Source organism: Chryseobacterium cucumeris, assembly GCF_016775705.1.
In the GTDB taxonomy this organism is placed as follows: Bacteria; Bacteroidota; Bacteroidia; order Flavobacteriales; family Weeksellaceae; genus Chryseobacterium; species Chryseobacterium cupriresistens.
Map to the genome: position 1 here is coordinate 2222066 of NZ_CP068760.1, position 26507 is coordinate 2248572.

The 26507-nt window shown below is 38.2% G+C and carries 22 protein-coding genes; 14 read left to right on the forward strand and 8 right to left on the reverse strand.

The window, feature by feature from the left end; translation table 11 throughout:
- Positions 1-126: 126 nt before the first annotated feature.
- The 11 genes from JNG87_RS10075 (at position 127) to nhaA (ending at position 13824) form a co-directional block, all read left to right on the forward strand.
- Entirely contained in the window at positions 127-1707 is a 1581-nt protein-coding gene (locus JNG87_RS10075; RefSeq protein WP_202843846.1) for an MFS transporter, read from the forward strand.
- A 43-nt stretch (positions 1708-1750) separates the two neighbouring features.
- Entirely contained in the window at positions 1751-1978 is a 228-nt protein-coding gene (locus JNG87_RS10080; protein WP_062670707.1) for a DUF6814 family protein, read from the forward strand.
- A 64-nt stretch (positions 1979-2042) separates the two neighbouring features.
- The gene (locus tag JNG87_RS10085) at positions 2043-2501 is read left to right on the forward strand and encodes a GNAT family N-acetyltransferase (RefSeq protein WP_202843848.1); all 459 of its coding nucleotides are present in this window, start codon (positions 2043-2045) and stop codon (positions 2499-2501) included.
- A 2-nt stretch (positions 2502-2503) separates the two neighbouring features.
- A complete protein-coding gene (locus tag JNG87_RS10090; protein WP_062670711.1) occupies positions 2504-2698 on the forward strand; it encodes a hypothetical protein in 195 nt (64 codons plus the stop codon).
- A complete protein-coding gene (locus JNG87_RS10095) occupies positions 2691-5393 on the forward strand; it encodes an ATP-binding protein (RefSeq protein WP_395974924.1) in 2703 nt (900 codons plus the stop codon). Before JNG87_RS10090 ends, JNG87_RS10095 begins: the two co-directional genes overlap by 8 nt.
- A 9-nt stretch (positions 5394-5402) precedes the next feature.
- Positions 5403-5762: a response regulator transcription factor gene (locus tag JNG87_RS10100; protein ID WP_110011117.1), complete on the forward strand. Its 360-nt coding sequence runs from the start codon at positions 5403-5405 to the stop codon at positions 5760-5762.
- Between the two features lie 69 nt (positions 5763-5831).
- On the forward strand, positions 5832-7718 hold the full coding sequence (locus JNG87_RS10105) for an AMP-binding protein (protein WP_202844266.1): 1887 nt from the start codon (positions 5832-5834) through the stop codon (positions 7716-7718).
- A 61-nt stretch (positions 7719-7779) separates the two neighbouring features.
- Positions 7780-9687, forward strand: a complete 1908-nt coding sequence (gene acs, locus JNG87_RS10110; protein ID WP_202843852.1) for an acetate--CoA ligase — start codon at positions 7780-7782, stop codon at positions 9685-9687.
- 269 nt (positions 9688-9956) lie between these two features.
- Complete coding sequence (locus JNG87_RS10115; RefSeq protein WP_110011120.1) at positions 9957-10322, forward strand: hypothetical protein; 366 nt, start codon at positions 9957-9959, stop codon at positions 10320-10322.
- Between the two features lie 110 nt (positions 10323-10432).
- Positions 10433-12643, forward strand: coding sequence for a RelA/SpoT family protein (locus JNG87_RS10120; protein WP_202843854.1), 2211 nt, complete (start codon positions 10433-10435; stop codon positions 12641-12643).
- Between the two features lie 2 nt (positions 12644-12645).
- A complete protein-coding gene (gene nhaA / locus JNG87_RS10125; protein ID WP_202843856.1) occupies positions 12646-13824 on the forward strand; it encodes a Na+/H+ antiporter NhaA in 1179 nt (392 codons plus the stop codon).
- On the opposite strand, the gene JNG87_RS10130 is transcribed toward nhaA, so the two are convergent.
- Positions 13821-14834, reverse strand: coding sequence for a YihY/virulence factor BrkB family protein (locus JNG87_RS10130; protein WP_202843857.1), 1014 nt, complete (start codon positions 14832-14834; stop codon positions 13821-13823). The genes nhaA and JNG87_RS10130 overlap by 4 nt on opposite strands.
- Before the next feature lie 290 nt (positions 14835-15124).
- Here JNG87_RS10130 and JNG87_RS10135 point away from each other — a divergent pair, with 290 nt between their 5' ends.
- Positions 15125-15598, forward strand: a complete 474-nt coding sequence (locus JNG87_RS10135; protein ID WP_110011124.1) for a 23S rRNA (pseudouridine(1915)-N(3))-methyltransferase RlmH — start codon at positions 15125-15127, stop codon at positions 15596-15598.
- Between the two features lie 187 nt (positions 15599-15785).
- Here JNG87_RS10135 and JNG87_RS10140 read toward each other — a convergent pair whose 3' ends face one another.
- From JNG87_RS10140 to JNG87_RS10155, 4 genes are all read right to left on the reverse strand, one after another.
- The gene (locus tag JNG87_RS10140) at positions 15786-16238 is read right to left on the reverse strand and encodes a tRNA (cytidine(34)-2'-O)-methyltransferase (protein ID WP_202843859.1); all 453 of its coding nucleotides are present in this window, start codon (positions 16236-16238) and stop codon (positions 15786-15788) included.
- A gap of 68 nt (positions 16239-16306) precedes the next feature.
- Positions 16307-17119 carry a tetratricopeptide repeat protein gene (locus JNG87_RS10145; protein WP_202843861.1) on the reverse strand — a complete coding sequence of 271 codons (813 nt, stop codon included), beginning with the start codon at positions 17117-17119 and terminating at the stop codon, positions 16307-16309.
- Positions 17116-17682, reverse strand: a complete 567-nt coding sequence (locus JNG87_RS10150) for a phosphatase PAP2 family protein (RefSeq protein ID WP_110011127.1) — start codon at positions 17680-17682, stop codon at positions 17116-17118. The genes JNG87_RS10145 and JNG87_RS10150 overlap by 4 nt, the downstream gene beginning before the upstream one ends.
- Before the next feature lie 2 nt (positions 17683-17684).
- Positions 17685-18029 carry a twin-arginine translocase TatA/TatE family subunit gene (locus tag JNG87_RS10155; protein WP_202843864.1) on the reverse strand — a complete coding sequence of 115 codons (345 nt, stop codon included), beginning with the start codon at positions 18027-18029 and terminating at the stop codon, positions 17685-17687.
- 421 nt (positions 18030-18450) lie between these two features.
- Between JNG87_RS10155 and JNG87_RS10160 the strand changes: the two genes are divergently transcribed.
- Positions 18451-19398 (forward strand): hypothetical protein, encoded by a 948-nt coding sequence (locus JNG87_RS10160; RefSeq protein ID WP_062670738.1) that lies wholly within the window; start codon positions 18451-18453, stop codon positions 19396-19398.
- A gap of 75 nt (positions 19399-19473) precedes the next feature.
- On the opposite strand, the gene JNG87_RS10165 is transcribed toward JNG87_RS10160, so the two are convergent.
- The 3 genes from JNG87_RS10165 to secD form a co-directional block, all read right to left on the reverse strand.
- The gene (locus JNG87_RS10165; protein ID WP_202843866.1) at positions 19474-20277 is read right to left on the reverse strand and encodes an arylamine N-acetyltransferase family protein; all 804 of its coding nucleotides are present in this window, start codon (positions 20275-20277) and stop codon (positions 19474-19476) included.
- Positions 20278-20366: 89 nt separating this feature from the next.
- The gene (locus JNG87_RS10170) at positions 20367-21626 is read right to left on the reverse strand and encodes a TCR/Tet family MFS transporter (RefSeq protein ID WP_202843868.1); all 1260 of its coding nucleotides are present in this window, start codon (positions 21624-21626) and stop codon (positions 20367-20369) included.
- A 175-nt stretch (positions 21627-21801) separates the two neighbouring features.
- Positions 21802-24711, reverse strand: a complete 2910-nt coding sequence (gene secD, locus JNG87_RS10175; protein WP_202843870.1) for a protein translocase subunit SecD — start codon at positions 24709-24711, stop codon at positions 21802-21804.
- A gap of 216 nt (positions 24712-24927) precedes the next feature.
- Between secD and JNG87_RS10180 the strand changes: the two genes are divergently transcribed.
- Positions 24928-26298, forward strand: a complete 1371-nt coding sequence (locus JNG87_RS10180; RefSeq protein ID WP_202843872.1) for a PQQ-dependent sugar dehydrogenase — start codon at positions 24928-24930, stop codon at positions 26296-26298.
- The last annotated feature ends 209 nt before the right edge of the window (positions 26299-26507 follow it).

The window sequence follows — 26507 nt, forward strand, 5'->3', positions numbered from 1 at the left end:
GATTCTTCATTACATTTCATTTCATTCAGAATGACACTTTTTTGAAATAGTTTCATTCAAAGCCCTTAACGGTTCAAAAAATTCAAATTAATAATCCTATTCCACTAACATCAAAAACTAATCAATATGAGCGAAAATCATCACGAAAGCTACGAAAATATGACCGACAGGCAGAAAAACCGCACCATCTGGAGTGTGATCACTGCCTCATCTCTCGGAACATTGATAGAATGGTATGACTTCTATATCTTTGGAAGTCTGGCCGTTGTTTTAGCCACCAAATTTTTCCCTGCGGATAATCCTACTGCCGCATTTTTATCTACCCTGGCCACTTTTGCTGCCGGATTTGTAGTAAGACCTTTCGGGGCATTATTTTTCGGGAGACTGGGAGATCTTATCGGAAGAAAATATACTTTCCTGGTTACGTTACTGATTATGGGATTTTCAACTTTCCTGATCGGATGTATTCCAAGTTATGAAACCATTGGATTTCTGGCGCCGGTTTTGGTTTTAATTTTAAGATTACTTCAGGGGCTTGCTTTAGGAGGTGAATACGGAGGTGCTGCCACGTATGTCGCAGAATACGCACAACCTCATCGCCGCGGATACTGGACCTCCTGGATCCAGACTACAGCAACAGCCGGACTTTTCATTTCATTAATTGTTATTCTGATCACCAAGACCACTCTTTCTGCAGAAGAATTTGATACGTGGGGATGGAGAGTTCCATTCTGGATCTCCATTTTGATGGTGGCCGTATCTTACATTATCAGAAAGAACATGAAAGAATCTCCTCTTTTTGCGAAAGCCAAAAGTGAGGGAAAAACATCCAAAAACCCTTTAAAGGAAAGTTTCGGAAACAAATACAATTTCAAATTTGTACTATTGGCTTTATTCGGGGCTGCGATGGGACAAGGTGTGATCTGGTATACAGGACAATTCTATGCCATGAGTTTCCTTCAAAAGGTCATGAATGTAGAATCAGCGCAGGTAGATTCATTGATGGCTACGGCTTTATTTTTAGGAACACCCTTCTTTGTATTCTTTGGATGGCTTTCTGACAAAATCGGCAGAAAAGCAGTGATGATGACCGGAATGCTGATCGCTATTTTAGCGTACAGACCTATTTACGACAGCATGTTTAAAAGTGTAAACCTCGAAAACAAAACAATTGCAGCAAATGGAATTACAGAAAAAAGAACGGCGAAAATCCACAATGATATTGCGACAGACAGCCTGGTGACTTTTCACAAAGAAACACTTTATACAGACGGAACTTTAATTAAAAAAGACAGCGTAGTTCATTGGTCTCCATCAGGAGTTGCTATGAAAGACGGAAAACCGGAGGAAGCCAAAGTTTCTCAAAGTTTAAAATTAAGTGACAACACCAAATGGTACCTGGTATTCCTTGTTTTCATCCAGGTGATCTTTGTAACCATGGTTTACGGACCTATCGCGGCTTTCCTTGTTGAAATGTTCCCTGTGAGAATCCGTTACACCTCAATGTCATTACCTTATCATATTGGAAACGGGGTATTCGGAGGACTTCTTCCGGCGGTAGCCACTTATCTGGTAACTACAGGAAAAGAAGCAGGACATACAACATGGTATCTGGAAGGACTCTGGTACCCGATTGGAGTCGCTGCCGTATGTTTGATCATCGGATTATTTTATCTTAAAAATAAGAACAATAATCTTCACGATTAGGTACTGAATCACTCAAATTTTTATTAATTTTAAAACTACTAAAATGAACGGACTAAAAAAAATATTAGGCATTCTCTGGATCGCAATAGCAGTAATTGTGGGTTACTTCGGAATTACCGTACTGGGAATCCCGAAAATAACTTCCGGAAAACAGGAAGATCTGGTTTTTGGCATCATCATTCTTTTTGTACTGATGCCGATTATCTCAGGCGGAATGGCAGTTTTCGGTTATTACGCCTTAAAAGGAGAATATTCTGACGATAAAATTTAAAAGCAAAAAACAGATCATTGATGAATGCGGCATTCATCAATGATCTGTTATCAATTATAAAAAAATGGATATCACGATTAAAGCAATTCCCCGTCCTTCTCAGGATAAGAACGTTATTAACCTCATCTGCAGATTAAATACTTCTCTTATTACAATCTCTGGTGAGAGTGGAAGCAAAAGTGCAAACCTTGATGACTTTTCTCAGGAGAAAGCTTTGTTCCTCATTGCTGTAAGTGATGAAAAACCCATAGCCTGTGGAGGTTTTCGCCCCCTTTCACCAGAAATATGTGAAATTAAACGCATGTTCTCCCTGGAAAAAAACATAGGCCTGGGCGGAAAGATTCTCTCGGCGTTAGAAAAAGCCGCAAAACAATTCGACTATAAATACATCTATCTGGAAACCCGTAAAAAAAATGACAATGCCGTAAAGTTTTATCTGAAAAACGAATATAATGTCATTGAAAATTATGGAATTTACATCGGACGTGAAGAAGCGATATGCTTCAGTAAGGAAATAAAATAATTATGAAAAAAAGACACGAACAAAAACTTATCATACTGAGCGTAGGGCTTATGATTGCTTTCAGCATTCCTATTTCACTGCTTTTCAATAGTGACAGGGAAGTTTTGGGCTATCCTATGATCCTTATTTACCTGTTCGTGGTCTGGATGATTTCCATTGTGATTTCTTTTGTAATTGTAAAAAGACATGATGAGTAGTTTCGCATTATTTTTTGTCGTTCTGTTTTATCTGGCCCTCCTTTTCTTAGTTGCCTACCTGGCAGAGAAGAAAAGAAGCAAGCTTTGGATCAATAATCCATACATCTATGCTTTATCTCTTGCTGTATATTGTACTGCCTGGACGTATTATGGAAGTATCGGTGTGGCAGCGACAAGCGGATTAAACTATTTGCCAATTTACATTGGACCTATTATGATTATTCCGGCATGGATCTATATCAATACCCGGATTGTAAGAATTTCAAGGGTCAACAAAATAAGCAGCCTGGCCGATTTCATTTCATTGAGATACGGGAACAGCAGAAGCCTGAGTGCCATTATCACGATAGTCTGCCTTCTGGCGATAGTTCCTTATATCGGCCTGCAGATTAAAGCCATTTCTGAAACCTTCCATCTGGTAACTGAAACTCCGATGTCGAAAGACATTCTGACTGATAATGCAACTTTCGTGGTAATTTTAATCGCTTTATTTTCTTCTTATTATGGAACACGATATGTAGATGCTTCAGAAAAAAGGCTTGGAATTATCTCCGCCATTGCTCTGGAAAGTTTTTTAAAGCTATTTTTTATTATTATTCTCGGATTTTTTGTCATTTATTATGTTTTTGATGGTTTCTCAGATATTTATGAGAAAGCCAGTAAATTTGAAGATTTTAAAGAAAAAAACACCTTCAACGGAATTGAAGGTGCCCTGAACTGGATGGTTCTCTGCATGATTTCCGCAACAGCGATCTGCATTCTCCCAAGACAGTTCCACACTGCTATTGTTGAAAACAGGCAGGAAAAGCACATCAGAACAGCTATTTGGTTTTTTCCACTTTACCTTCTAATCTTTACTGTATTTATTTTCCCGATTGCCTGGGGAGGAAGATTAATTTTTGACGGACAGAAAGTAAATCCTGAGTTCTACTCTATTCTGATTCCACAACATTTCGACAATACTTTGATCACAGTATTCGTCTTTCTTGGAGGATTAAGCTCATGTATCTCCATGATCATTATCTCTGCCATTACTTTATCCATCATGCTTTCCAACAACCTCATCATTCCATACGGATTGCTGGGAAAATTAAAATCTGAAAGCGAGGAGCAAAATACAAGAATCATCACCAATATCAGGAAGTTCAGTATTTTCGCATTGATCATTATGGCTTTTGCCTTCTACAAGTATTTCATTTTGAAAACTTCCCTGGATTCGGTAGGATTAATCTCATTTGTCGTGATTGCACAGCTGGCACCTGCATTTTTCGGAGCTTTATTCTGGAGAAGAGGAAGCTATAAAGGTGCTGTTACAGGACTTTTAGCCGGATTGGTAATATGCTATTTCGGGTTGATTATTCCCCAGTATTATTTTTCGTACAATCAGGAATTTAAAGGGGTATTGAGGGATATGTATAATGCTTTCGGTTTTTTTACCATTCCTTATTTAGGAAGAATTCCACAGATCTTTTTCTGGTCGATGCTGGTCAATACAAGCCTGTTTACCATTGTTTCCGTAAGTTCAAAAGGAAATTACCGTGAAAGAAACTTTGCTGAGCTTTATGTAGACATCGATAAGTACATTCAGAATCACGAAAATGCTTTTATCTGGCGCGGAACAGCCTACATATCTGATATTCAGAATATTCTGGAACGTTTCTTAGGTAAGAATAAAACGGAACAGGCCTTAAGGATTTTTAATTTAAAATATAACATCGACTCCAATACTGAGACTGCCGATTCAAGGTTTATCAAATTCTCAGAAAACCTTTTGGCCGGAAGAATCGGTACAGCTTCCGCAAAAATATTGATTGAAGGAGTAACCAAGGAAGATAAAATATCTTTAAAAGAAGTTTTAAACATTCTCGAAGAATCGCAGGAAAATATCAGCTTGAATAAAAAGCTTACCGAACAGTCTGCAGAACTTCAGAAACTGTCTAATGATCTGAGGACTGCCAATGAAAGTCTGATTATTAAAGACCGTCAAAAAGACGATTTTCTGGATTCTGTCGCTCACGAGCTAAGAACTCCGATTACGGCCATCCGTTCAGCAGGAGAAATTTTAGCGGATGACGATGATATCCCTTTTGACATCAAACAGGAGTTTTTAAACAACATCATCACAGAATCCGACAGATTAAGCGAAATCATCAATGATATTCTTTATCTGGATAAATTGCAGCATGGTGAAATCTCTTTGCATATTCAGGAAAATAATATTGTTGACACGTATAAAAAAGCATTGAGTCCGCTCCTTCACCTGATACAGCAGAAAAATATTCATTTAAGTGAAGTTAATCTCCTGAATCAGTCTATATTTGAATATGATGAAGCAAGAATGATTCAGCTGTTTCAGAATATCTGGGGAAATGCTTTAAAATTTACGGAAGAACACGGCACCATTCAGACCAAATTGTTTGAAAAAGATCAGCAGCTGATCATTACCATCTTCAATACCGGAAAGCATATTCCGGAAGAGGATCTGGAAATGATTTTTGATAAATTTTATCAATCGAAAAACCAAAACATATTAAAGCCTACAGGAAGCGGACTGGGATTAGCCATTTCCAAAAAAATTGTAGAGGCACATGGAGGAAGTATAAAAGCAGAAAACAGCGGGCTGGGCGTAACTTTCACCATCAACATTCCCAAAAAAACTAAAAAAGAGATTACAGATGAAGTTGAACACCATTAAAACCTTCTTATGAGAAAGATAATCATTGCGGATGACGAACACAAAATATTGATGTCGTTGGAATACAGCTTTAAGAAAAACGGATATGATGTTTATATTGCCCGTGACGGAATGGAAGTCCTTGACTTTTTGAAAACCATGGTTCCGGATGTGATTCTTCTCGATATTATGATGCCGAATCTGGATGGCTACAGCACCTTGGATCTTATTAAACAGGATGAAAAACTGAAAGACACCAAAGTGATTTTTCTAAGTGCTAAAAATAACCCAAGAGATATTGAAAAAGGATTGGAAATGGGAGCTGACGCTTACGTTACAAAACCCTACTCGATTAAGAAACTGATGCAGCAGATTGAGGAGATGTTTTAAGAGATTGCTTCGCCTGCGGCTCGCAATGACATGCAGACACTAAACACAACTATTGACCTTGATATTGATATGAATAAAGATACCTTATTTAAACAAAGCATAGAAAACAAAGAAGACTTCTGGAAGGAACAGGCCGGGAAAATACAATGGTTTGAATTTCCGCAGCAGATTCTTTCCAATGGTAAGAACGATTACCCACAGTGGTTTTCTGACGGAAAGCTCAATATGTGTTACTTATGCATTGACAGACATATTGAAGACGGCTTCGGAGATCAGGTTGCGATCGTTTATGATTCTCCTGTAACCCATCAGAAGAAAACCTACACATTTCATCATGCAAAAGAGGAAATAGCAAAACTGGCTGGAGGATTGGTTTCTTTAGGATTAAAAAAAGGAGACACAGCGGTTATTTATATGCCTATGATTCCGCAGACGCTCTTTGCCATGCTGGCATGTGCAAGAATCGGAGTTATTCATAATGTGGTTTTCGGAGGCTTTGCTCCTCACGAGCTTGTTGTCAGAATTGATGACTGCAAACCGAAAGTTTTAATCACAGCCACGGCAGGTGTCGAAATTGCAAAGAGAATCCCCTATCTGCCGCTGGTAGAAAAAGCGATCGAGCTGGCTCAGGACAAAGTAGACAATATCGTTGTATACAACAGAAAATTAGTAGATAATCAGGATGAGATGTTTGACGGATTGATTGATTATGAAGAACTGTTAGAAAAATCAGCTCCTGCGGACTGCGTTTCTGTAGAATCCACTCATCCGCTTTACCTTCTTTACACCTCAGGAACTACCGGAAAGCCTAAAGGGATCGTTCGTGACACGGGAGGTTATGCCACTGCATTACAATTCTCAATGACTTATATCTATGGTGTAGAACCGGGAGAAACGTATTGGGCTGCTTCAGACTTCGGATGGGCGGTTGGCCATAGCTTTTCCGTGTACGGACCCTTAATCAATAGAAACACGACTGTTATTTTTGAAGGAAAACCCATCATGACTCCTGATGCAGGAACTTTCTGGAGAATTATCTCAGAATATAAAGTTTCGGTGATGTTTACGGCCCCTACTGCTATCAGAGCTATTAAAAAAGAAGATCCGAACGGAGAACTGGTAAAAAAATACGATTTAACCCATTTTAAAAAACAGTTTCTCGCTGGTGAAAGATGCGATGTTGCCACTTTGGACTGGTTTGCAGAACATATTGGTGTTCCGGCAATAGACCATTGGTGGCAGACAGAATCCGGCTGGCCAATGCTGGGGTTGTTGACTCATGATGAAAATTATCAGATCAAAAGAGCATCTGCAGGAAAGCCTGTTCCGGGATATGATATTAAAATATTTGATGAAAACGGTTACGAACTCAATCCTCATCATGAAGGTTATCTGGTGATCAAACTTCCCCTCCCACCTGGCGCCATGCTTGGAATATGGAAAGACTACGCCCGTTTTGAAAGCAGTTACCTGTCTCAGTATAAAGGGTATTATTTTTCGGGAGACGGTGCTATTCAGGATGAAGACGGCTATATTTTCATTACAGGAAGAGTGGATGATGTGATTAATGTAGCAGGACACAGGCTTTCGACCTCTGAAATGGAAGAAATTGTTTCCTCACATCCTGATGTTGCCGAATGTGCCGTTGTAGGTATTGATGATGATTTAAAAGGACAGGTTCCTTTTGCCACAGTGGTTTTGAAAAACGGCTCGGCGATTTCTGAAGAAGATATTGAAAAAGATATCGTTCAGATGGTTCGCAACAAAATCGGAGCAGTTGCTTTTTTAAAAAACGTAATGGTTGTCAAACGTTTACCCAAGACGAGATCCGGAAAAATTTTAAGAAAGCTGATCCGGACACTGCTGGACGGTAAAGATTTTCAGATTCCATCCACTATTGATGATGAAAAAATCATTGAGGAAATCCAGGAAAAAATCCAGGTTTATAGAGCTTAAATAGGAAATTAAACATAAATTTAAAATATAATAAATTCAAATTTCAAAAAACGATAGGGATATGAGAAATTACTTAATAGAAGATTTACCACAATATTTTGAAGACTATAAGAAGTCTATCAAAAATCCTAAAAAATTCTGGGATAAAGTTGCAGATCAAAACTTCGTGTGGTATCAGAGATGGAGCAAGGTTGTTAAGTACGACATGAATGAAGCGAAGATCACCTGGTTTAAAAATGCGAAACTCAATATTACCAAAAACTGTCTCGACAGACATCTTACCATCAGAGGAGAAAAAACAGCAATCATCTGGGAACCCAACGATCCTAAGGAAGAAGCACAGTATATTTCTTACAGCGAATTATACACCCGGGTGAATAAAACGGCCAATGTTTTGCGCGATATGGGTATTGAAAAAGGAGACAGGGTCTGTATTTATCTTCCTATGATTCCTGAACTGGCTGTTACGATGCTTGCCTGTGCAAAACTGGGAGCTGTTCATTCTGTTATTTTTGCAGGATTCTCAGCTTCAGCAGTGGCTTCAAGGGTCAATGACTGTGAAGCCAAAATGGTTATCACATCGGACGGAAGCTACAGAGGTAATAAAGTTCTGGATCTGAAAAGCATTGTAGATGATGCGCTGGAAAAAACGCCGACCGTGGAAAAAGTTCTTGTGGTAAAAAGAACCCACAACGAAATTAAAATGCAAGAAGGAAGAGATTACTGGATGGCCGATCTGTATGAAAAAGCTTCTCCTGATTTTGTTACTGTCATTATGGATTCTGAAGATCCTCTTTTCATTCTTTATACTTCCGGATCTACAGGAAAACCTAAAGGAATGCTGCACACCTGCGCCGGGTATATGGTGTACACCGCATATACTTTTAAAAATGTATTCAACTATAAAGAAAATGACATTTACTGGTGTACGGCAGATATCGGATGGATCACAGGACACTCCTATATTCTTTACGGGCCGCTGCTGAATGGTGCTACTACAGTGATCTTTGAAGGCGTTCCTACTTATCCGGAACCGGACCGTTTCTGGGAAGTGATTGAAAAACACAAGATCACTCAGTTTTATACGGCACCTACTGCGATCCGTTCCTTAGCAAAAGAAAGTGCTGAATGGGTGGATAAGCATGATCTGAGTTCTCTGAAAGTCATTGGTTCTGTAGGTGAGCCCATCAACGATGAAGCATGGCACTGGTTCAACGATCATGTGGGAAAGAAAAAATGTCCGATTGTAGATACATGGTGGCAAACGGAAACCGGAGGAATTATGATTTCACCTCTTCCTTTTGTGACGCCTACAAAGCCTACTTATGCTACTCTTCCACTTCCAGGTGTACAACCCGTTCTGATGGATGATAAGCGCAATGAAATCACAGGAAATCAGGTGACAGGAAATCTTTGTATCCGTTTTCCATGGCCGGGAATCGCAAGAACCATCTGGGGAGACCACCAAAGATATAAAGAAACTTATTTTACAGCTTTCCCTGGAAAATATTTTACAGGAGACGGAGCTTTGAGAGATGAAGTGGGCTATTACAGAATTACCGGGCGTGTAGATGATGTAATTATCGTTTCAGGGCATAATCTTGGGACAGCTCCTATTGAAGACAGCATCAACCAGCATCCGGCTGTTGCAGAATCCGCCATTGTAGGTTACCCTCATGACATCAAAGGAAATGCGCTGTATGGCTATGTAATGCTTAAAGAAACCGGAGAAGGACGTGATAAGGAAAATCTTAAAAAGGAGATCAATCAGTTAATTTCGGATCAGATCGGACCCATTGCGAAACTGGATAAGATACAGTTTGTTTCCGGGCTTCCGAAAACCCGTTCCGGAAAGATCATGCGTAGAATTCTAAGAAAAATTGCCGAAGGTGACTTCAGTAATTTTGGAGATATCAGTACGCTTTTAAATCCTGAAATTGTAGAAGAAATTAAAAACGAAAGAATTTAATTAATCATTATTTAACCAATGGAAGCCCCGGAATTTATTTCGGGGCTTTTTATTATAGTACAGTAAATAAAGGAATTTAAATACATCATCATCCGATGCTATTGTCTATTATCCAATTGTTAAAATTAAACACCCGTTCAATAATTATTTTTAAATATTATCTTTTTCTATTAAAAACAGAATGTTAATTAACAAATTATATTGCCTTAAATGCAATGATAATCAGAAAATTATTAGTAACTTTAATGGGAACTTAAAACCAATTAACTATGTCACATATATTAGCTGGAGTATTTGGTCATCACAGCGACTACAAAAAACTGGAAAGTGATCTGGAAAATTCAGGATTTGAAAACTCAGATTATATTGTATACCTTACTGATGGTTCCGGTAATTCTCAATTTCTGGCAAGTGTTACCGTAAATGACCTTAATCAGATTGATCTTGCACGTAATGCATTTATTCAGAATGCTGCATTGAAATCCTATTTATTTGAAAACATGAAGATCAATGAAACCAATTATGATACCATCAAAAAATATATTGATGCAAGAAACAGAGCAGAAATCCACAGCAGCCCTGATATTAAAATCAAAACGTCAAGTGACGGTATGAATTCTGAAGTGAAATTCTAATCGATATAAAATCTAATAGCCGGAGATCCGTAGTGTTATACTGCGGATCTTTTATATTTGAAAAAAGTAAAAAATTTCGTATTTTCGTCTAATTATAGGCATGTGCACAAATGAGCTACGATTTAGAACAAGAGAATAAAGAGATCCTTGCCAGATATAAGGACCTGATCTCTAATACATACAGAACATTGGATGAGGAAAATAACAAGCTCATCCGAAAGGCATTCGATATCGCGCTGGATGCTCACAAGGATCAAAGGAGAAAATCCGGAGAACCTTACATCTACCACCCTATTGCTGTTGCTAAAATTGTAGCAACAGAGATTGGTCTGGGTGCTACTTCTATTGCCTGTGCACTTCTGCACGATGTGATTGAAGATTCTGATTATACCTACGAAGATCTGAAAAAAATCTTTGGTGAGAAGATTGCCAATATCGTGAATGGACTGACGAAAATTTCCATCATGAACCACCAGAATATCTCTGTGCAGTCTGAAAACTACAGAAAACTCTTACTGACATTATCTGAGGATTTCAGAGTGATTCTGATTAAAATTGCAGACCGTCTCCATAATATGAGGACTCTGGAAAGCATGGCTCCGGATAAGCAGAAAAAAATTGCTTCGGAAACAGTGTATATCTATGCTCCCATGGCTCACCGTCTTGGATTGTATAATATCAAATCTGAGCTTGAAGATCTTTCTTTAAAGTATAATAATCCGGAAGTCTATAACGAGATCACGGAGAAATTGGAACTGGCCAAGGAAAGCCGTGAAAGGTATATTGAAGAATTTAAGAAGGAAGTATCCGAAAGACTTCATGAAGAAGGCTTAAATTTTAAAATCAAAGGCCGCGCGAAAGCTATTTCTTCCATCTACAGAAAAATGCTGAAACAGGGAGTTTCCTTTGAAGAGGTTTTTGACAACTACGCCATCAGAATTATTTATAAATCGGATGCGAAAAATGAAAAATTCCTGGCCTGGAAAATTTACTCTATTGTTACGGATGTATACCACAGTAACCCATCCAGAATGCGTGACTGGATTACCCAGCCCCGCTCTACAGGATACGAAAGTTTACATTTAACGGTTTTAGGTCCTGATAAAAAGTGGATTGAAGTACAGATCCGTTCCGAAAGAATGGATGAAATTGCTGAGAAAGGGGTTGCTGCACACTATAAATACAAAGAAGGTTACAAACAGAGTTCTGATGACAGAAATTTTGAAAAATGGGTAACTGAGATCCGTGAAGTACTGGAACAGCAGCAGAATCTTTCCACCTCGGAGCTTCTGGATAACATTAAGCTTAACTTATATTCCAAAGAAGTATTTGTCTTTACGCCAAAAGGAGAAATTAAAATCCTTCCGACTAATGCTACCGCTCTGGATTTTGCCTTCTCTGTTCACTCCGATCTGGGAATGAAATGCTTAGGTGCCAAGATCAATGGAAAACTGGTTCCTATTTCCTACATCCTTCAAAACGGAGATCAGGTAGACATCCTGTCTTCTCAGAACCAGAAACCTAAATCGGACTGGCTGGAATTTGTTGTGACATCTAAGGCCAAATCCAAGATTAAAAGTTATCTGAACTCTCAGAAAAACCAATTGGTGGAAGAAGGAAAAGAAATTCTGCAGAGAAAACTTCGTCATGCCAAAATCAATTTTAATGATGAAGAAATTAATAAACTGCAAAAGTTCTTTAATTTAAAATCATCTCAGGAGCTCTTCCTTAAATTCCAAAGTAATGAACTGGATGTAAGCAGCCTGAGAAAATATATAGAAAGTAAAAACGTATTCAACAACTTACTTTCAAGATTCAGAAAATCGCCCAACAAAAATCTGCATTTTGACGATCCGAAAGAGGAAAACCTTGATATGATTGTGTTTGGGAAGGACGAAGAGAAACTTAACTACACGTATGCAAAATGCTGTACCGTAATTCCGGGAGACAAAATCTTCGGATTCATCACGATTTCAGACGGAATCAAAGTGCATAGTGACAACTGCCCGAATGCCATCAATCTGAGAGCTCAGTATGATTACCGTGTTATTCCTGCCAAGTGGGTGAATGCGGAAAGCTTCAAAAACAGAGTAAAAATTGAAATTGAAGGGCTGGACAGAATGGGGATGATTAATGATATCACCACTGTCATCAGCGGAAGTATGGGGATGGATATGAAAAGTATGTCTATTGAATCCAACAATGGTGTTTTCACGGGAAATATCAACCTCGAAGTCAAAAATAAAGGTCAGTTAGAAGAGACCTTTAGAAAACTTAAAAATATTAATGGTGTTTCCAGAGTGAGACGGGTACAATCGTAAACATGAATTTATCTCTTTATTTTAAAAAATTTTTCAACAACAGTCAGTCCTCAGGAATTATTCTTATTTTCTGTGTGCTTATTTCATTGCTTATTGCCAATTCGTCTGCTGCAGAAAACTTTCAGCATTTTTTAGACCAGGAAGTGGGCACTCATCTTTTTGGGTTGGAATATCCTGTCAGCATCTGGATCAATGACGGATTAATGGCAGTTTTCTTCCTTCTGGTTGGCCTTGAAATAAAACGGGAATTGGTAGAAGGTGAGCTTTCTTCTTTTAAAAATGCCTCCCTTCCTATTTTTGCAGCCGTAGGCGGAATGCTTATTCCCGCTGTTATCTACAGCATTTTCAATACAGGAACGGAATACAGCAATGGCTGGGGAATTCCTATGGCAACCGATATTGCCTTTTCTCTGGCTATCATTTCGATGTTGGGTAAAAAAATTCCCAACTCTATTAAGATATTTTTAGCGGCATTAGCTATTGTAGATGATCTGGGAGCGATCCTCGTGATTGCTATTTTCTATACAGAGCAAATTCACTGGAGCTATCTCCTGCTATCTTTTGGGGTAACAGCCTTACTTTTTATTTTAAACTTTTTAAAAGTAACTAAAACAATATTGTACATCATCCCGGGACTGTTTTTATGGTATTTCCTTCATCATTCCGGAATTCATGCAACCATAGCAGGTGTTTTGCTGGCGTTCTCCATTCCTACCAATGCTTCGAATGTAGAAATTTCACCTCTGGAAAAACTGGAGCATCAGCTTCATATTCCGGTAAGTTTTCTGATCATGCCGATATTTGCTTTAACGAATACCAATATCACTTTTTCCAGTGAAATGGTGGCAGGAGTTACAAGCACATTAGGATTGGGAATTATCTGTGGATTGGTATTGGGTAAACTGATTGGGATCAATCTGTTTTCATTGATTGCTATTAAATTAAAGCTCAGTTCACTGCCTCAAAACAGCAACTGGCTTCAGATGATTGGTGTAGGATTGCTGGCCGGAATCGGGTTTACTATGTCTATTTTTATTGCATTGCTTTCTTTCAAAGAAGAAATTCCGATTCAGGATGAAGCGAAGTTTGCAATTCTGATTGCGTCCTTTATCGCCGCCATTGCCGGATTTATCATACTTAGTCTAAGTTCAAAAGAAAACCCTGAACTGGAAGAGAATTAATCTTCCTTCCGGTTCTCCAATTTTCTTTTGTGTTCCTCATCACTATCAAAGTCCGGTTCAGTAATCTGTGCATGATATTCTGAGGCTTCTTTCTTAATCTCATCAGACAGCAGCTTTTCTATTCTGAGTTTTCGGATCGCCATATTCAGCTCATTTCCGAATAAAAGGAGATATACATTTACATTTACCCAAACCATCAGTAGAATCATACTGCCAATGGATCCGTAAAGAACATTATACCGGGCGATATCCTTTACATAAATCGCAAAAATATACGTTGTAACCACAAATAATACTGTAGTCAGAATAGCTCCCGGAACCGCTTGTCGGAACCTTGTAATCTTCACGGTACCCAACCAGTAAAATAAGGTCAGAAGTATAAAATAAAAAAGCGGAAAAGAAACAAACCCGATAATTTTGGAAAGGTTGTCTACAAGCCACGTTACATCATAAGCCGGCGTAAAAAGCTTCATTACAACCTCTGCGTAATACACTCCAAACAGTGTTAAAAAAACGATGGTAATAAAGCCTATCGTGATAAAAAACGAAAGAATAAACTCTTTTACGTCACTTAATTTTTCATCTGTATTTTCATTAAATCCGTTGATCAGGGAAAATGTACCGTTCGTTGCAAAAACAAGAGCCAGAAGAATGGTCAGGTTACTGATTCCTTTCATATTTGGTATGATATTGCTTACAATGTATCCTTTTACATCTCCTTCCATGTTGGATGGAAAAACATTATGCATCAGCACATCAAAAATATAGAACTGAAGCTCATCATACAGCGGCATATGAGGCAGTACAGAAAGCAAAAACAGAATAAACGGAAACAGACTTATGGTAAAACTCCACGAAATAGCAGCCGCTTTTCTCCCTATTTTGCCTTTAAAAATCCCGGAGATATAAATCTGAAACATCTGCCAAAGTGATATTCCCAAAACAGGAATATGGATGCTGTCAAAAAAATCTTGAATCTTTAAAATAAATTTAGGAACCTTTACACTCATCGATCTGTTTGTCTTTATACAAAGGTAGGGGAATTAAATTAAATGGGGAAAAGATAGGTGGCAGATATTAGGTAGCAGGTGGCAGGTTTTAGGGATTAGGGATTTGAGAGTGGGAGAATTTGAGAGTTTAACGTTGAGAGTCAAAGGTTCATGATAACCCGCAACTAATATAACCTACAACTCGAATCCCGAAACCCGAAACAAATAACCTTGAATCCCGAAACTGCAACCCAAAAACCGGCAACAAATTAACCGGGAAACCCTATCTTTGCCCTCTGAAACTTCTTACAATGCGAATCAGCTTACTTTGTATCGGAAAAACAGATGATAAGGAAATTACCTCTTTAATCAATTATTATCTCAACCGTTTACCCAAACACTGGAATTTTGAAATTACAGAAATTCCGGATGTGAAAAATGCCAAAAACCTATCCCCAGACCTTCTTAAAAAGGAAGAAGCCAAATTATTCTTAAACCATATTGACAAAAACGATCTGGTGGTAATTCTTGATGAAAAAGGAAAACAGTTTACCAGCCGCGAGTTTTCACAGAAAATTGACACCTGGATGAATTCTTCTGTCAAGAAAGTACATATTCTGATCGGAGGCGCTTATGGCTTCGCCGAAGAAATCTACAGCAGAGCCAATGAAAAAATGTCTTTATCCAAAATGACTTTTACCCATCAGATGATCCGTCTGTTTATTGTAGAACAGCTTTACCGCGCTGACCAGATTTTGCAGGGCAAACCTTATCATAACGATTAAAACAAAAGGTATTATCTCAAAAGTCAAATAATTGTTTTTTGTCATTGACTACGTCGAATCTTCGATTTCTGACGAAGGAAGAATCTCATTGACAAACTGAAACATGAGATTCTTTATTACATTTCTGAACTACGTTCGCAGACTTTCAGTCTGTGTTCAGAATGACATTTCTGAAACAACCTCTTTTTTATTTCAGACTGATCTGCCTCTTGGCTTCACCCACCACAAAAGCAACGGAATTGGCAATATTAAAGCTCCTGATGAGTTTTGACATAGGAATGGTCAGATGATTTTCAAAACGGTCCAGAACCTCTTTACTCAATCCTACACTCTCCTTTCCGAAAACCAGCCAGTCTCCGTCCTGAAAATCAGTTTCAAGATATGATTTTTCGGCATGGGAGCTCATTAGAAAAACCCTTGATCTGTCAGGGATTGTACTGATCCATTCATCCACATCTGCATATTCAGAAACATCCAGATGCACCCAATAGTCCAATCCGGAACGCTTCAGGTTTTTATCATTAATTACAAATCCAAACGGATGAACAAGGTGTAATCTGCTTTCAGTTCCTACACACAATCTTCCGATATTTCCTGTATTATTGGGTATTTCGGGCTCTACAAGAACAATATTTAACATCTCTTTCTATCTCTTTATTTGTTTTAGTGTGGATTTATTTAATGATTTGGCAGAGTATTTTTTTAAATTTATTTCTTTACACATTTAGCATAAGAATCACTGAGGATGGCTTTTTCATAGCCTAAAGCCACTGCTTTATCCAGGTTTTCACAGGCTTCCTTAAGTTTGGAAGTGTCCATCAGAATCATGGCTTTGCTTACATAAGACTGGGCAAATTTCGGATCTATGGAAATTGCTTTATTAGCATCTGCCAGCGCTTCCTTATATTTTTTCATTTTAAAATATACGTCTGATCTTCCGTTATAAAGTAATGATTCCGGTTTTTCAGCAAGAAGTTGATTATAATCTTTCAACGCTCCATCCAGGTCACCACTATTTTTTTTCAGATTGGCAAGCCCTGTTTTTGCAAAAATGTTATCCGGAGCAAAAGTGAGAATCTGATTAAGGTCTTTGATGGCAAGGTCTTTTTTTCCCTGGTTGTCGTATATTTTGGAACGGGTAAGATACAAATCAGCTGTTTCAGGATTTACTTTGAGTCCTTTCTCTACATATTCCAATGCCTTTACTTTGTTTCCTTTCTGGCTGTAAAGCGATGACAGATTCACATATACAGAAATAGACATAGGGTTTGCTTTTAAAGCAGAATCATAAGACTTAAAAGCCTGAGTCGTTTTTCCAAGTCTTCTCTGAGCTGTTCCGAGGTAATTGTAATATTCAGATTGAAATTTTTGGATCTGTTCTTTTTCTGCCAGTTTTAAATACTGTTCTTCTGCACATTTATAATCAGCTTTTTGGAAACATTCTTCAGCCAGTTTTTTATTCTGGGTATAGAAATTAAGGGATAAACAGAGGGAAGTTACTACCAGTAAAGTTTTTTTCATGAGTTTATAGTTTGTTTGTTGATCACTTTTTTGGCGAGTGCACCAAATATCACTCCCAATAAAGATCCAACAAACGCCCCCACCAAAATATCTATCGGGAAATGCACTCCTAAATATATCCGGCTGTAGGAAACCACCAGAGCCCATACAAATATAGCATATGGAAACCATTTAAGCTTATTTTTTAATAAAATACTTAAAAAGGATGCCAAAAAGAATGTATTGGAAGCATGAGCAGAATAAAAACCATATTGCCCACCGCATTTCACGATTCTCATATGATGTTCCAGTGTAGGGTCATGACAGGGTCTCAACCTTGCTACACCATATTTGAAAACACTGGCCAGCTGATCAGAAACCGTCGCACCGATGGCCAGAAATATAAGGATAAAAACTAATGATCTTAGTTGATGGTTTTTGTATAAAAAATAAAGAAATATAATATAGAGAGGTACCCAGATCCAGGTACTTGAAATCAGCATCCAAAACTGATCAAAAGATGAATCCCCCAAATTATTAAGGTAAAGAAATACCTTCTTATCTTCCTGAATGATTTCCTCCATGATTATCTGCTTACAGGTCCTTCATAAGTCTCATCATCTGCAGGCTTCGGTTTTGGAGGCTCATTGGAAGCAACAGAAGAAGAAGGTTCCGTCAGAATATTTTTTTGAATATCATTCATCGGATTGAAATCCTTTGCAGCATCTTTTACCTTCTCAATCTCACGTTTGATTTCAGAAACAGGGTTATCTGTTTCTTTCATAATTTCAGTTTTAATATCTTCCACTGCTCCACGCATCTTTCTAACGCCTGCACCTAAGTCACGCGCAATCTGGGGCAGCTTATCCGGACCGAATAATACAACGATTGCAATGGCAATGAGTGCCATTTCTCCAATGCTTAATTCCATGGCGTAAAATTACGAAAGATTATTGCATTTATGGACTGTAAACTAAAAATTTAAACAAATTTTAAGATTTTATAATGAAGTTCAGGATTCAAGGTTCAAGGTTCAAGGTTCAAGGTTCAAGGTTCAAGGTTCAAGGTTTAATGTTTTGTAGACGGGTTGCGGGTTTCGCTATTATTTGGTGCAGGTTGCTTGGTAGCGAGTTTTTGGTGTTGTTACAAGGGGCGAGTTGCTGGTTCTTTTTATTCCTGTTTACCCACAAACTTGAACTTAGAACCTGAACCCTCAGACTCTTCCACTCTCAAACTTAGATACCTAACATCTGCAACCTCCACTTATTAATTAACAAATATTTAATTCAAAACATAGAGAATTAAGTAATAATTATGTATATTTATAATACACAACCAAATCAATATTCATTATGAAAAAACTAGTGACTACTTTTAAAGTTTTCGCCGTATTATCGGTAATGGCACTCTACAGCTGCCAGAATGAAAACAATGAAATGAACCAACAGGAAGCTGTTCAGGCTAAGACAACCATCGATGAGCTGAAAAAAGAAATTACTCCTTCGTCTTCTCAACTTATTCCTGAAGCAGTACAGCTTCAACTGAATGAATCCACCAAAAATCTTGAAACGTATTTAAAAAATGATTTACAGATTGTGGGAGTGGCTGTATTGGGAAAAATTTCAACCCAACAAGGGGTAGAACTGTCTAAAAAACTGATTACGGATAAAGATCAGTTCATTGCTTCCGGAAATATTTTGGATCCATCCTCTGTAAAAATCGGAAAAATTGGAGATTTATATCATGGTGAGGATTTAACAATCGCCCAACAAGGATTAAAAGAAGCCATCACCGGAGAAGTAAAAGCGGGCACCCAGGTTATGGAAGTAACATGGAACGGCAAAAACGGAAAATTTACCACCTTATGTTTTTATGGAGATTCAGGGATTATCTGGGACAATATCTTCGGAGGACTTGTGATGATGGATACCCGAGGAAATTCAGAAACATCTGACAGAGAAGCTTCAAAAGTAGCTTCTACATGGTATAAACAGTGGTGGACAGCCAATTGGCTTTGGGGTTCTAAACGAGGTGAAGCCGGATATAAGATTACCATTTACTATTCAGGATCCACCGTTTCCAATGCAGATGTAAGTGATTGGGGCTATATAAGCTTAGGGAAAGCAAAAAGCGAAAGTAAAATAACCAAAAAGACAGGAGCTTACGGGCAATGTCGCTATGCACTGGGGCTTTGTACACCAACAGGTTCTTTAAGCTTTAACTCCACTAATTTCTCTGTATCATTCTCCGGATTAGGCAGCAATATTGTAAGTAACGGGACAAAATCCCTTTATCCATAGTTATTTTCATAAAAATCAGATTTTAATCAAAACGGGAAGCTCACTGAGCTTCCCGTTTATTATATTTTATAAGTCTTACCAGATTCTGACTTTTGACTTTAGTGCTTCTATTGCATTTTCTTTAAGGCCGAAAGTATTCATCAGTATTTCATAAAGCTGTACATCATTTTCTATCGCTACAGCTTCTTTTTCACCATCGCCGGAGCGTATATTCAGTACATGATCCGTATAGGTATAGCGGGCATTTTCATCTACTTTTGAAAGAATCAGTCTGTTTTTAAAATGGGAATCCGGATGGGTAGACAGATACCAGTTGGAAATATCAAGATCAATTGGTTCTACATGCTCAGGAATAAACCGGTACACCGGAAGCCATTGCTCTTTCCACATCCAGAGTGTATAGGTTTCCTCCTTGTGGGAAACTTTAAATATTCCGTTGGGTGTTTGCTGCTGATCTTCTTTATTTAAAAGTATGGGTGAAGTAAGCGTAGCTGTTCCAAATCCGCAATCCACTATATATTGATCACCATCAAAATCCACAATAAGCAAGAGATGAGTCTGTGCCGCAATACTGTCTTCCTCTCTTCCCCACACTACCCTTCCAAGCTGAAGCTTTACATTGAAACCTAATGTTTTCAAAACTTCACTTAAAAGCAGGTTTTGTTCATAGCAATATCCGCCTCTGGATTCGATCACCAGTTTTCTGAAAACATCATTTAACTTTAAAGAAGGAACCTTCCCTGTATAAGGGTCAATATTCTCAAAGGGTATATGTTTCGGATGGAGCTGATGGATCCTTTTTAATGTTTCCATGCTCAATTCCGGAGTTCCGGAGAAATGAATCCGTTCCAAATACTTTTCCAGATCTGATGTATTCATAATTTGGTTTTTTGTTTCAAAATAAATAAAAAATACTTGTAAAATTATTGAAAGATAACCCGAAAATCAATTATAGCTCATCAATAGACCTATGACTTATGAAAATCCTTTTCCGAGGTTACATCAACTAAATTTTTATTTTTTTTCTGAAAAGCAGAATACGTAATCACGACACTGACTGCCATTAAAATAAAGGCTAAAAAGAAAGGTGCACCGGAAAATTTGAACGGTGCTTCATCATGCGTGAAATAGTAAAACAAGTTCGTCATCATCGGAGGTCCGATAATGGATGTAGCACTCATTAAACTCGTTAATGCTCCCTGAAGTTCTCCCTGTTCATTAGAAGGAACACTTTTCGTGATAACCGATTGTAAAGCCGGCCCACAGATTCCTCCCAGGCAGTAAGGCACCAGAAACACAAACATCATCCAGCCTTCTGAAGCAAAGGCAAACAATAGCATTCCTATTGCATAGAAAGCCAATCCGTAATAAATACTTTTTTGTTCTCCCAGCCTTGGAGTTGTATATCGGATAAGGCCACCCTGTACAAGGCCTACCAATAAACCTACTACACCTAATGAAATCCCAACCATTCTTTCTGTCCAGCTGAATTTATACATCGTAAAGAAGCTCCAGTTACTCTGTACCGCATGGCCTGCAATATAGATCAATATCAACGAAACAATCAAACCTGAAATTTCAGGGTGCTTGCCTAAAAACTTAAATGAACCAATAGGGTTGGCACGTTTCCAGTCGAATTCTCTTCTTTTATCTTTATCAAGACTTTCGGGAAGGATAAAATAACCGTAAAGGAAATTAAGTAAGCACAGACCTGCAGCAGCATAGAAAGGAACTCTTGCTCCATAATGCCCGAGAACTCCGCCCAGAACAGGCCCAATGATAAATCCAAGACCAAAGGCTGCCCCTATCAGTCCAAAATTCTTGGCACGGTCTTCATCAGTGGAAATATCGGCAATATAAGCACTGGCCGTAGTGACACTTGCTCCTGTGATCCCTGCAATGATTCTTCCTAAAAACAGCCACCAGATCGTTGGAGCCAGCGCAAGGAAAATATAATCGATTGCAAATCCGAAAAGAGAAATCAGAATGATGGGTCTTCTTCCGTATTTGTCACTAAGATTTCCGACTAACGGAGAGAATATAAATTGCGTAAATGCATAGGCAAATCCAAGCCAGCCACCATATTTTGCTGCCTCACTGATATCTGCGTGAATAAGTTCCTCTATTAATTTGGGAACAACAGGAATGATGATTCCCCATCCCGTAATATCGATCAGTAAAGTAATAAATATGAAGCCTATAGCTGCTTTTTTCTTTGAATTTTCCATGATGGTGCAAAATTAATCAAATCTGAAAAATAATGATTCTAAATTATCAATAGTTAATATGTATACTAAAAAAAGTAAAGCAATACGAGCACGAACAGCTGACCACTATTTGTGCTTTCATTAAAAAAAGGCCGTTTCTTTCGAAACGGCCCTTACTAATTTATTGTAGTTTGTATTACTTAGAAGCGAGTTCTTCTTTAGCAGAAGTAGATTTTCCATGTACCTCTTCTTCTTTCCCAGTCTTAAGGAAGTCATAAGCAATTGCAGACGCCACAAAGATGGATGAATAAGTACCAAATCCAATACCGATTAGCATCGCAAACATGAATCCTCTTAAGTTATCACCTCCGAATATGAAGATCGCAAGGATCACCAAAATCGTAGTGAATGAAGTGTTGAATGTTCTACCCAACGTACTTGAAATAGAGTCATCAAACAGACCAGCTAGTGTTAATGATTTTTTCTCTCTCAGGTATTCTCTGATTCTGTCGAAGATAATTACCGTATCGTTAATTGAATATCCTAACACAGTAAGAATCGCAGCAATGAAGTCCTGATTGATCTCCATGTTGAACGGCATATATTTGTGAAGCAATGAATATGCTCCTAAAATAATTACCGCATCGTGGAATAGAGCAGCAACTGCTCCAAGAGAGAACTGCCATTTTCTAAATCTTACAAGAATATAGATGAAGATCATTGCTAATGCAGCTAATACCGCATAGATACCGTGAGTCTGGATATCATCAGCAACAGAAGGTCCTACTTTCTCAGAAGAAATGATTCCTGCGTGGTCTTTATCAGCAGATTTGAAATCTTTCAATGTCGTTCCTGCCGGTAAGTTTGATTTTAAACCTTCAAATAATTTCTGTTCGATAATCTGGTCAGCTTTTAAAGATTCATCTTCGATAAGGTAATCTGTAGAGATCTTTAATTGTTTGTTGTTTCCGAAAGTTTTAGCTTCTACAGAAGAGTTCTTACCGTCTTCAGTTTTGAATAATGCTACTAATTTTTCTTCAACATCTTCAGCTTTTACATCTTTATCAAATCTAACGACATAGTTTCTACCACCGGTAAAGTCGATACCGTATTTGAAACCGTGTGTTGCGATAGAAATAATACATACAACTGTAAGAACAGCAGAAACGATGTAAGCATATTTTCTCTTTCCGATGAAATCGATCCAGGTATTTCTGAACAGGTTCTTCGTTGCCGGAGTCCATACAGAAAGTCCTTTTCCTTTATTTAATCTTGAGAAGATCATTACTCTTGAAAGCAATACAGACGTGAATAATGTCATTAAGATACCGATCATTAACGTCAATGCAAAACCTTTAATAGGCCCTGTTCCGAAGAAGAACAATACAACTGCCGTTAGGAAAGTCGTAGTGTGACCGTCAATAATCGCGTTTAATGCATGTTTGAAACCATCTTTGTAAGCTTCAAGAATACTTTTCCCGGCGAATAATTCTTCTTTAGTTCTTTCATAAATGATAACGTTCGTATCCACCGCTACTGCCATGGTAAGAACGATACCCGCGATACCTGGAAGCGTAAGGGTAAAGTCACCCGAATCCATAATACCGAAAATATAGAATAAGTTGATCACCATCGCAATTACCGCGTATACACCAGCTCCACCGTAGTAGAAAATGATATAAACAATGATAATAGCAAATGCAATGATAAACGACATTAAACCAGAATCAATAGCCTCTTGTCCTAAAGATGGACCTACAACGGTAGCCTGAACTACTTTTGCACCTGCAGGCAATTTACCGGCACCTAACACGTCTACCAGTTCTTTAGCCTCTTCCTGAGAGAAGTTACCAGAGATCTGGGTTCTACCGTTAGGGATAGCATTAACAACGTTAGGAGCTGTGTATACTCTGTTATCAAGAGTTACAGCAACTGGTTTTCCAACGTTTTTCTCGGTTAATGTTTTCCATTCTTTAGCTCCTTTAGAGTCCATCTGCATATCTACCACTACTCTGCTTAGTTCATCGTAGCCGATGTTTGCAGTTTCAACAGCACCGTCTACCGGAGCTTTTTGGTTGATGTTACCTCTGATCGCATACAATACTAAACTTTCAGTATCGGTAGCTTCAGGCTTGTAACCCCACATGAACTGTGTATATTTAATGTTAGCCGGACGTAAAGACTGACCTACTTTGCTGTTTAAGATTTTGTTTACAACAGCAGTATCGGATAATTTTACGTTGGCAACACCATTCGTTCTTAATTTGTCAAGCTGTAAAAGGCTCATGAAGTTCACATTCTTTGCAACTCCCATAGAATCTCCTTTTGCAGCAACCATAGTTGTCAAAGTCTGGAAATAAGGCGCAATTTCAGGAACCTGCTGTACTTCCCAGAACTGAAGTTTTGCAGAAGTCTGAAGCATTTTCTTCACTTTATCGATGTCCTTCATACCAGGCATTTCTACAGAAATTCTCGCAGTACCAGGTACTCTCTGAACGTTTGGCTGGATCGCTCCAAGCTTGTCAATTCTCGTTCTGATTACCTCGAAAGCAGTTCCTACAGATGCATCGATTTTTCTTTTAACAATGCTTTTTACCTGATCATCAGGCGTGTTGTACTTCACTTCAGTAAGCGTTGTATTTCCGAAAATTTCCGGATCAGCCAACTTCAGGTTGGTACCTTTAGCTTTATTAATTACATCGAACTGCTCGAAGAAGTTGTCGATGTAAGGTTTAGTAGAATTCTTCTGTGCTTCATCAGTTTTGTTTAAAGCCTCAATAAGAACAGGATTTGTAGAATAATTAGTTAAATCATTCACAAGATCTCTTTGGTTAATTTCCAAAAGAACGTTGATCCCTCCTTTCAGGTCAAGACCAAGTTTCATTTCCTTGTCTTTGGCTTTAGTGTAATAAAGTTTTGTGAATCCTAAGTTCAAAGTATCCTTAGAAAGTCTTGCGATTTCTTTCTGATACTTCTCCGGATTGTCTCCTGCAAAAGCAGTCGCCTGCTTTTCAATTTTGCTGGCGTACCATGTTGGTAATAGCTCGTTTAAGCAAATCAACCCTAGTACAATAGCGACAATTGTAATAAGTCCTTTTCCTTGCATTTTGTTATAACTACGTTAAATTAAGTCGGCAAATATAATGATTTTCTTGTATTTTATGAATTTTTAACAACAGAAATGGTTTATTTCCAGATATATTGGTGTGGTGATTTCTATTTAAGATTTAACAATTTTTTCATACGATCATAATGAAGTCTTCAAAATCGATTGGTATAAAATTTTCATTTACTTTTCCAACACACTAACTCTCAAAATATTATGAAAAAATTACTTTTTTGCATCAGTGTTTTTTCTTCCTTAATTGTCAATTCTCAAAGCATTAATTTGGAAGAATTTGCCACAGGACTTACGAGTCCTGTAGAGATTACGAATGCCAATGACAGCCGTCTTTTTGTGGTTCAACAGAACGGTATCATTAAAATTATTCAACCCAATGGGACAATTAACGCTACCAATTTCCTCAATATCGGAACAAAGATCATTTTTGGCGGCGAAAGAGGCCTTCTTGGTCTTGCATTTCATCCTCAATACTCTGCTAACGGGTATTTTTTTGTGTACTACAACAACCCTTCGGGGAATATTATTGTTGCAAGATACAGTGTGAGTTCTACAGACCCAAACGTAGCAGATCCTGCTTCTGAAAAAATTCTGCTGAACATTCCCAAGCCATTCGACAACCACAATGGAGGAAGTATTCATTTTGCTCCTGACGGAAAACTCTGGATTATCACCGGAGACGGAGGAAGTGGTGGTGACCCGAATAATAATGCCCAAAATAAAAATGTTTTATTAGGGAAAATGTTGAGAATAGATGTAGATGCTACAGGCCCCTATAACATTCCTCCTGACAATCCTTTTGCAGGAGCCGGAGTGGATGGTGCAGACGAGATCTGGGCTTACGGACTCAGAAACGCCTGGAAGTTTTCGTTTGATCTTACAACTGGAAACGCCATGATTGCTGATGTCGGACAGGGAGCAATAGAGGAAATCAATAAAATGCCTATTACCCAGGGTGGCTTAAACTACGGCTGGCGCTGCTATGAAGGTAATAATACATACAACCCTGCAGGATGCGCTGCACAGTCCACCATGACCTTCCCTGTTGCCGTATACGACCATTCCGGTGGCAAATGTTCCATCACGGGTGGTTATGTCTACAGAGGAACGCAGTATCCTTCACTTCAGGGAAAATATTTTTTTGCAGATTACTGTTCTACCCAGATCGGAATTCTGGATAGCAATAATGCCATCACATGGACAACTCCTTATTCCGGAAATAACTTTTCCACTTTCGGAGAAGACTACCAAAAAGGATTGTACGTAGCTGCCGTAAACAGTGGAAAGATTTTTAAAATAACCGCTGGTACTTTGGGAACCCAGGAAAATAATGCTTTTGGAAATATAAAAGTTTATCCTAATCCGGCTTCCAAAGAAGTTTTCATTGATGGGGTGAAAGATAAAAAAGCAACCCTGGAAATCATCAGTGCAGACGGAAGAAAAGTGATGGAAACGGATCAGATTATTAATGGCAAAGGAATTAATATTTCAGGGATTCCTGCCGGAGTGTATTATATTAATCTGAAATCCGGGGAACTGAAATCATATAGTCAGAAATTGATTATCAAATAGTAATAGCCGGTTTTAAGCGCAGACGAAACGCTAAGGTTTTCACATTCTGTGAAAAAGGATCGCAAAGGCATTTCACTAAGCAAAAAACATTGGATATTTCTTAAACCATTAAGAAGGATTTAACGAGTAAAGCATCGTTAAGTTAAAATAAATCATTCTGATTTTTAAGCTTAAAGCGAAGCTCATCTTAATACTCTAAACACTTTACT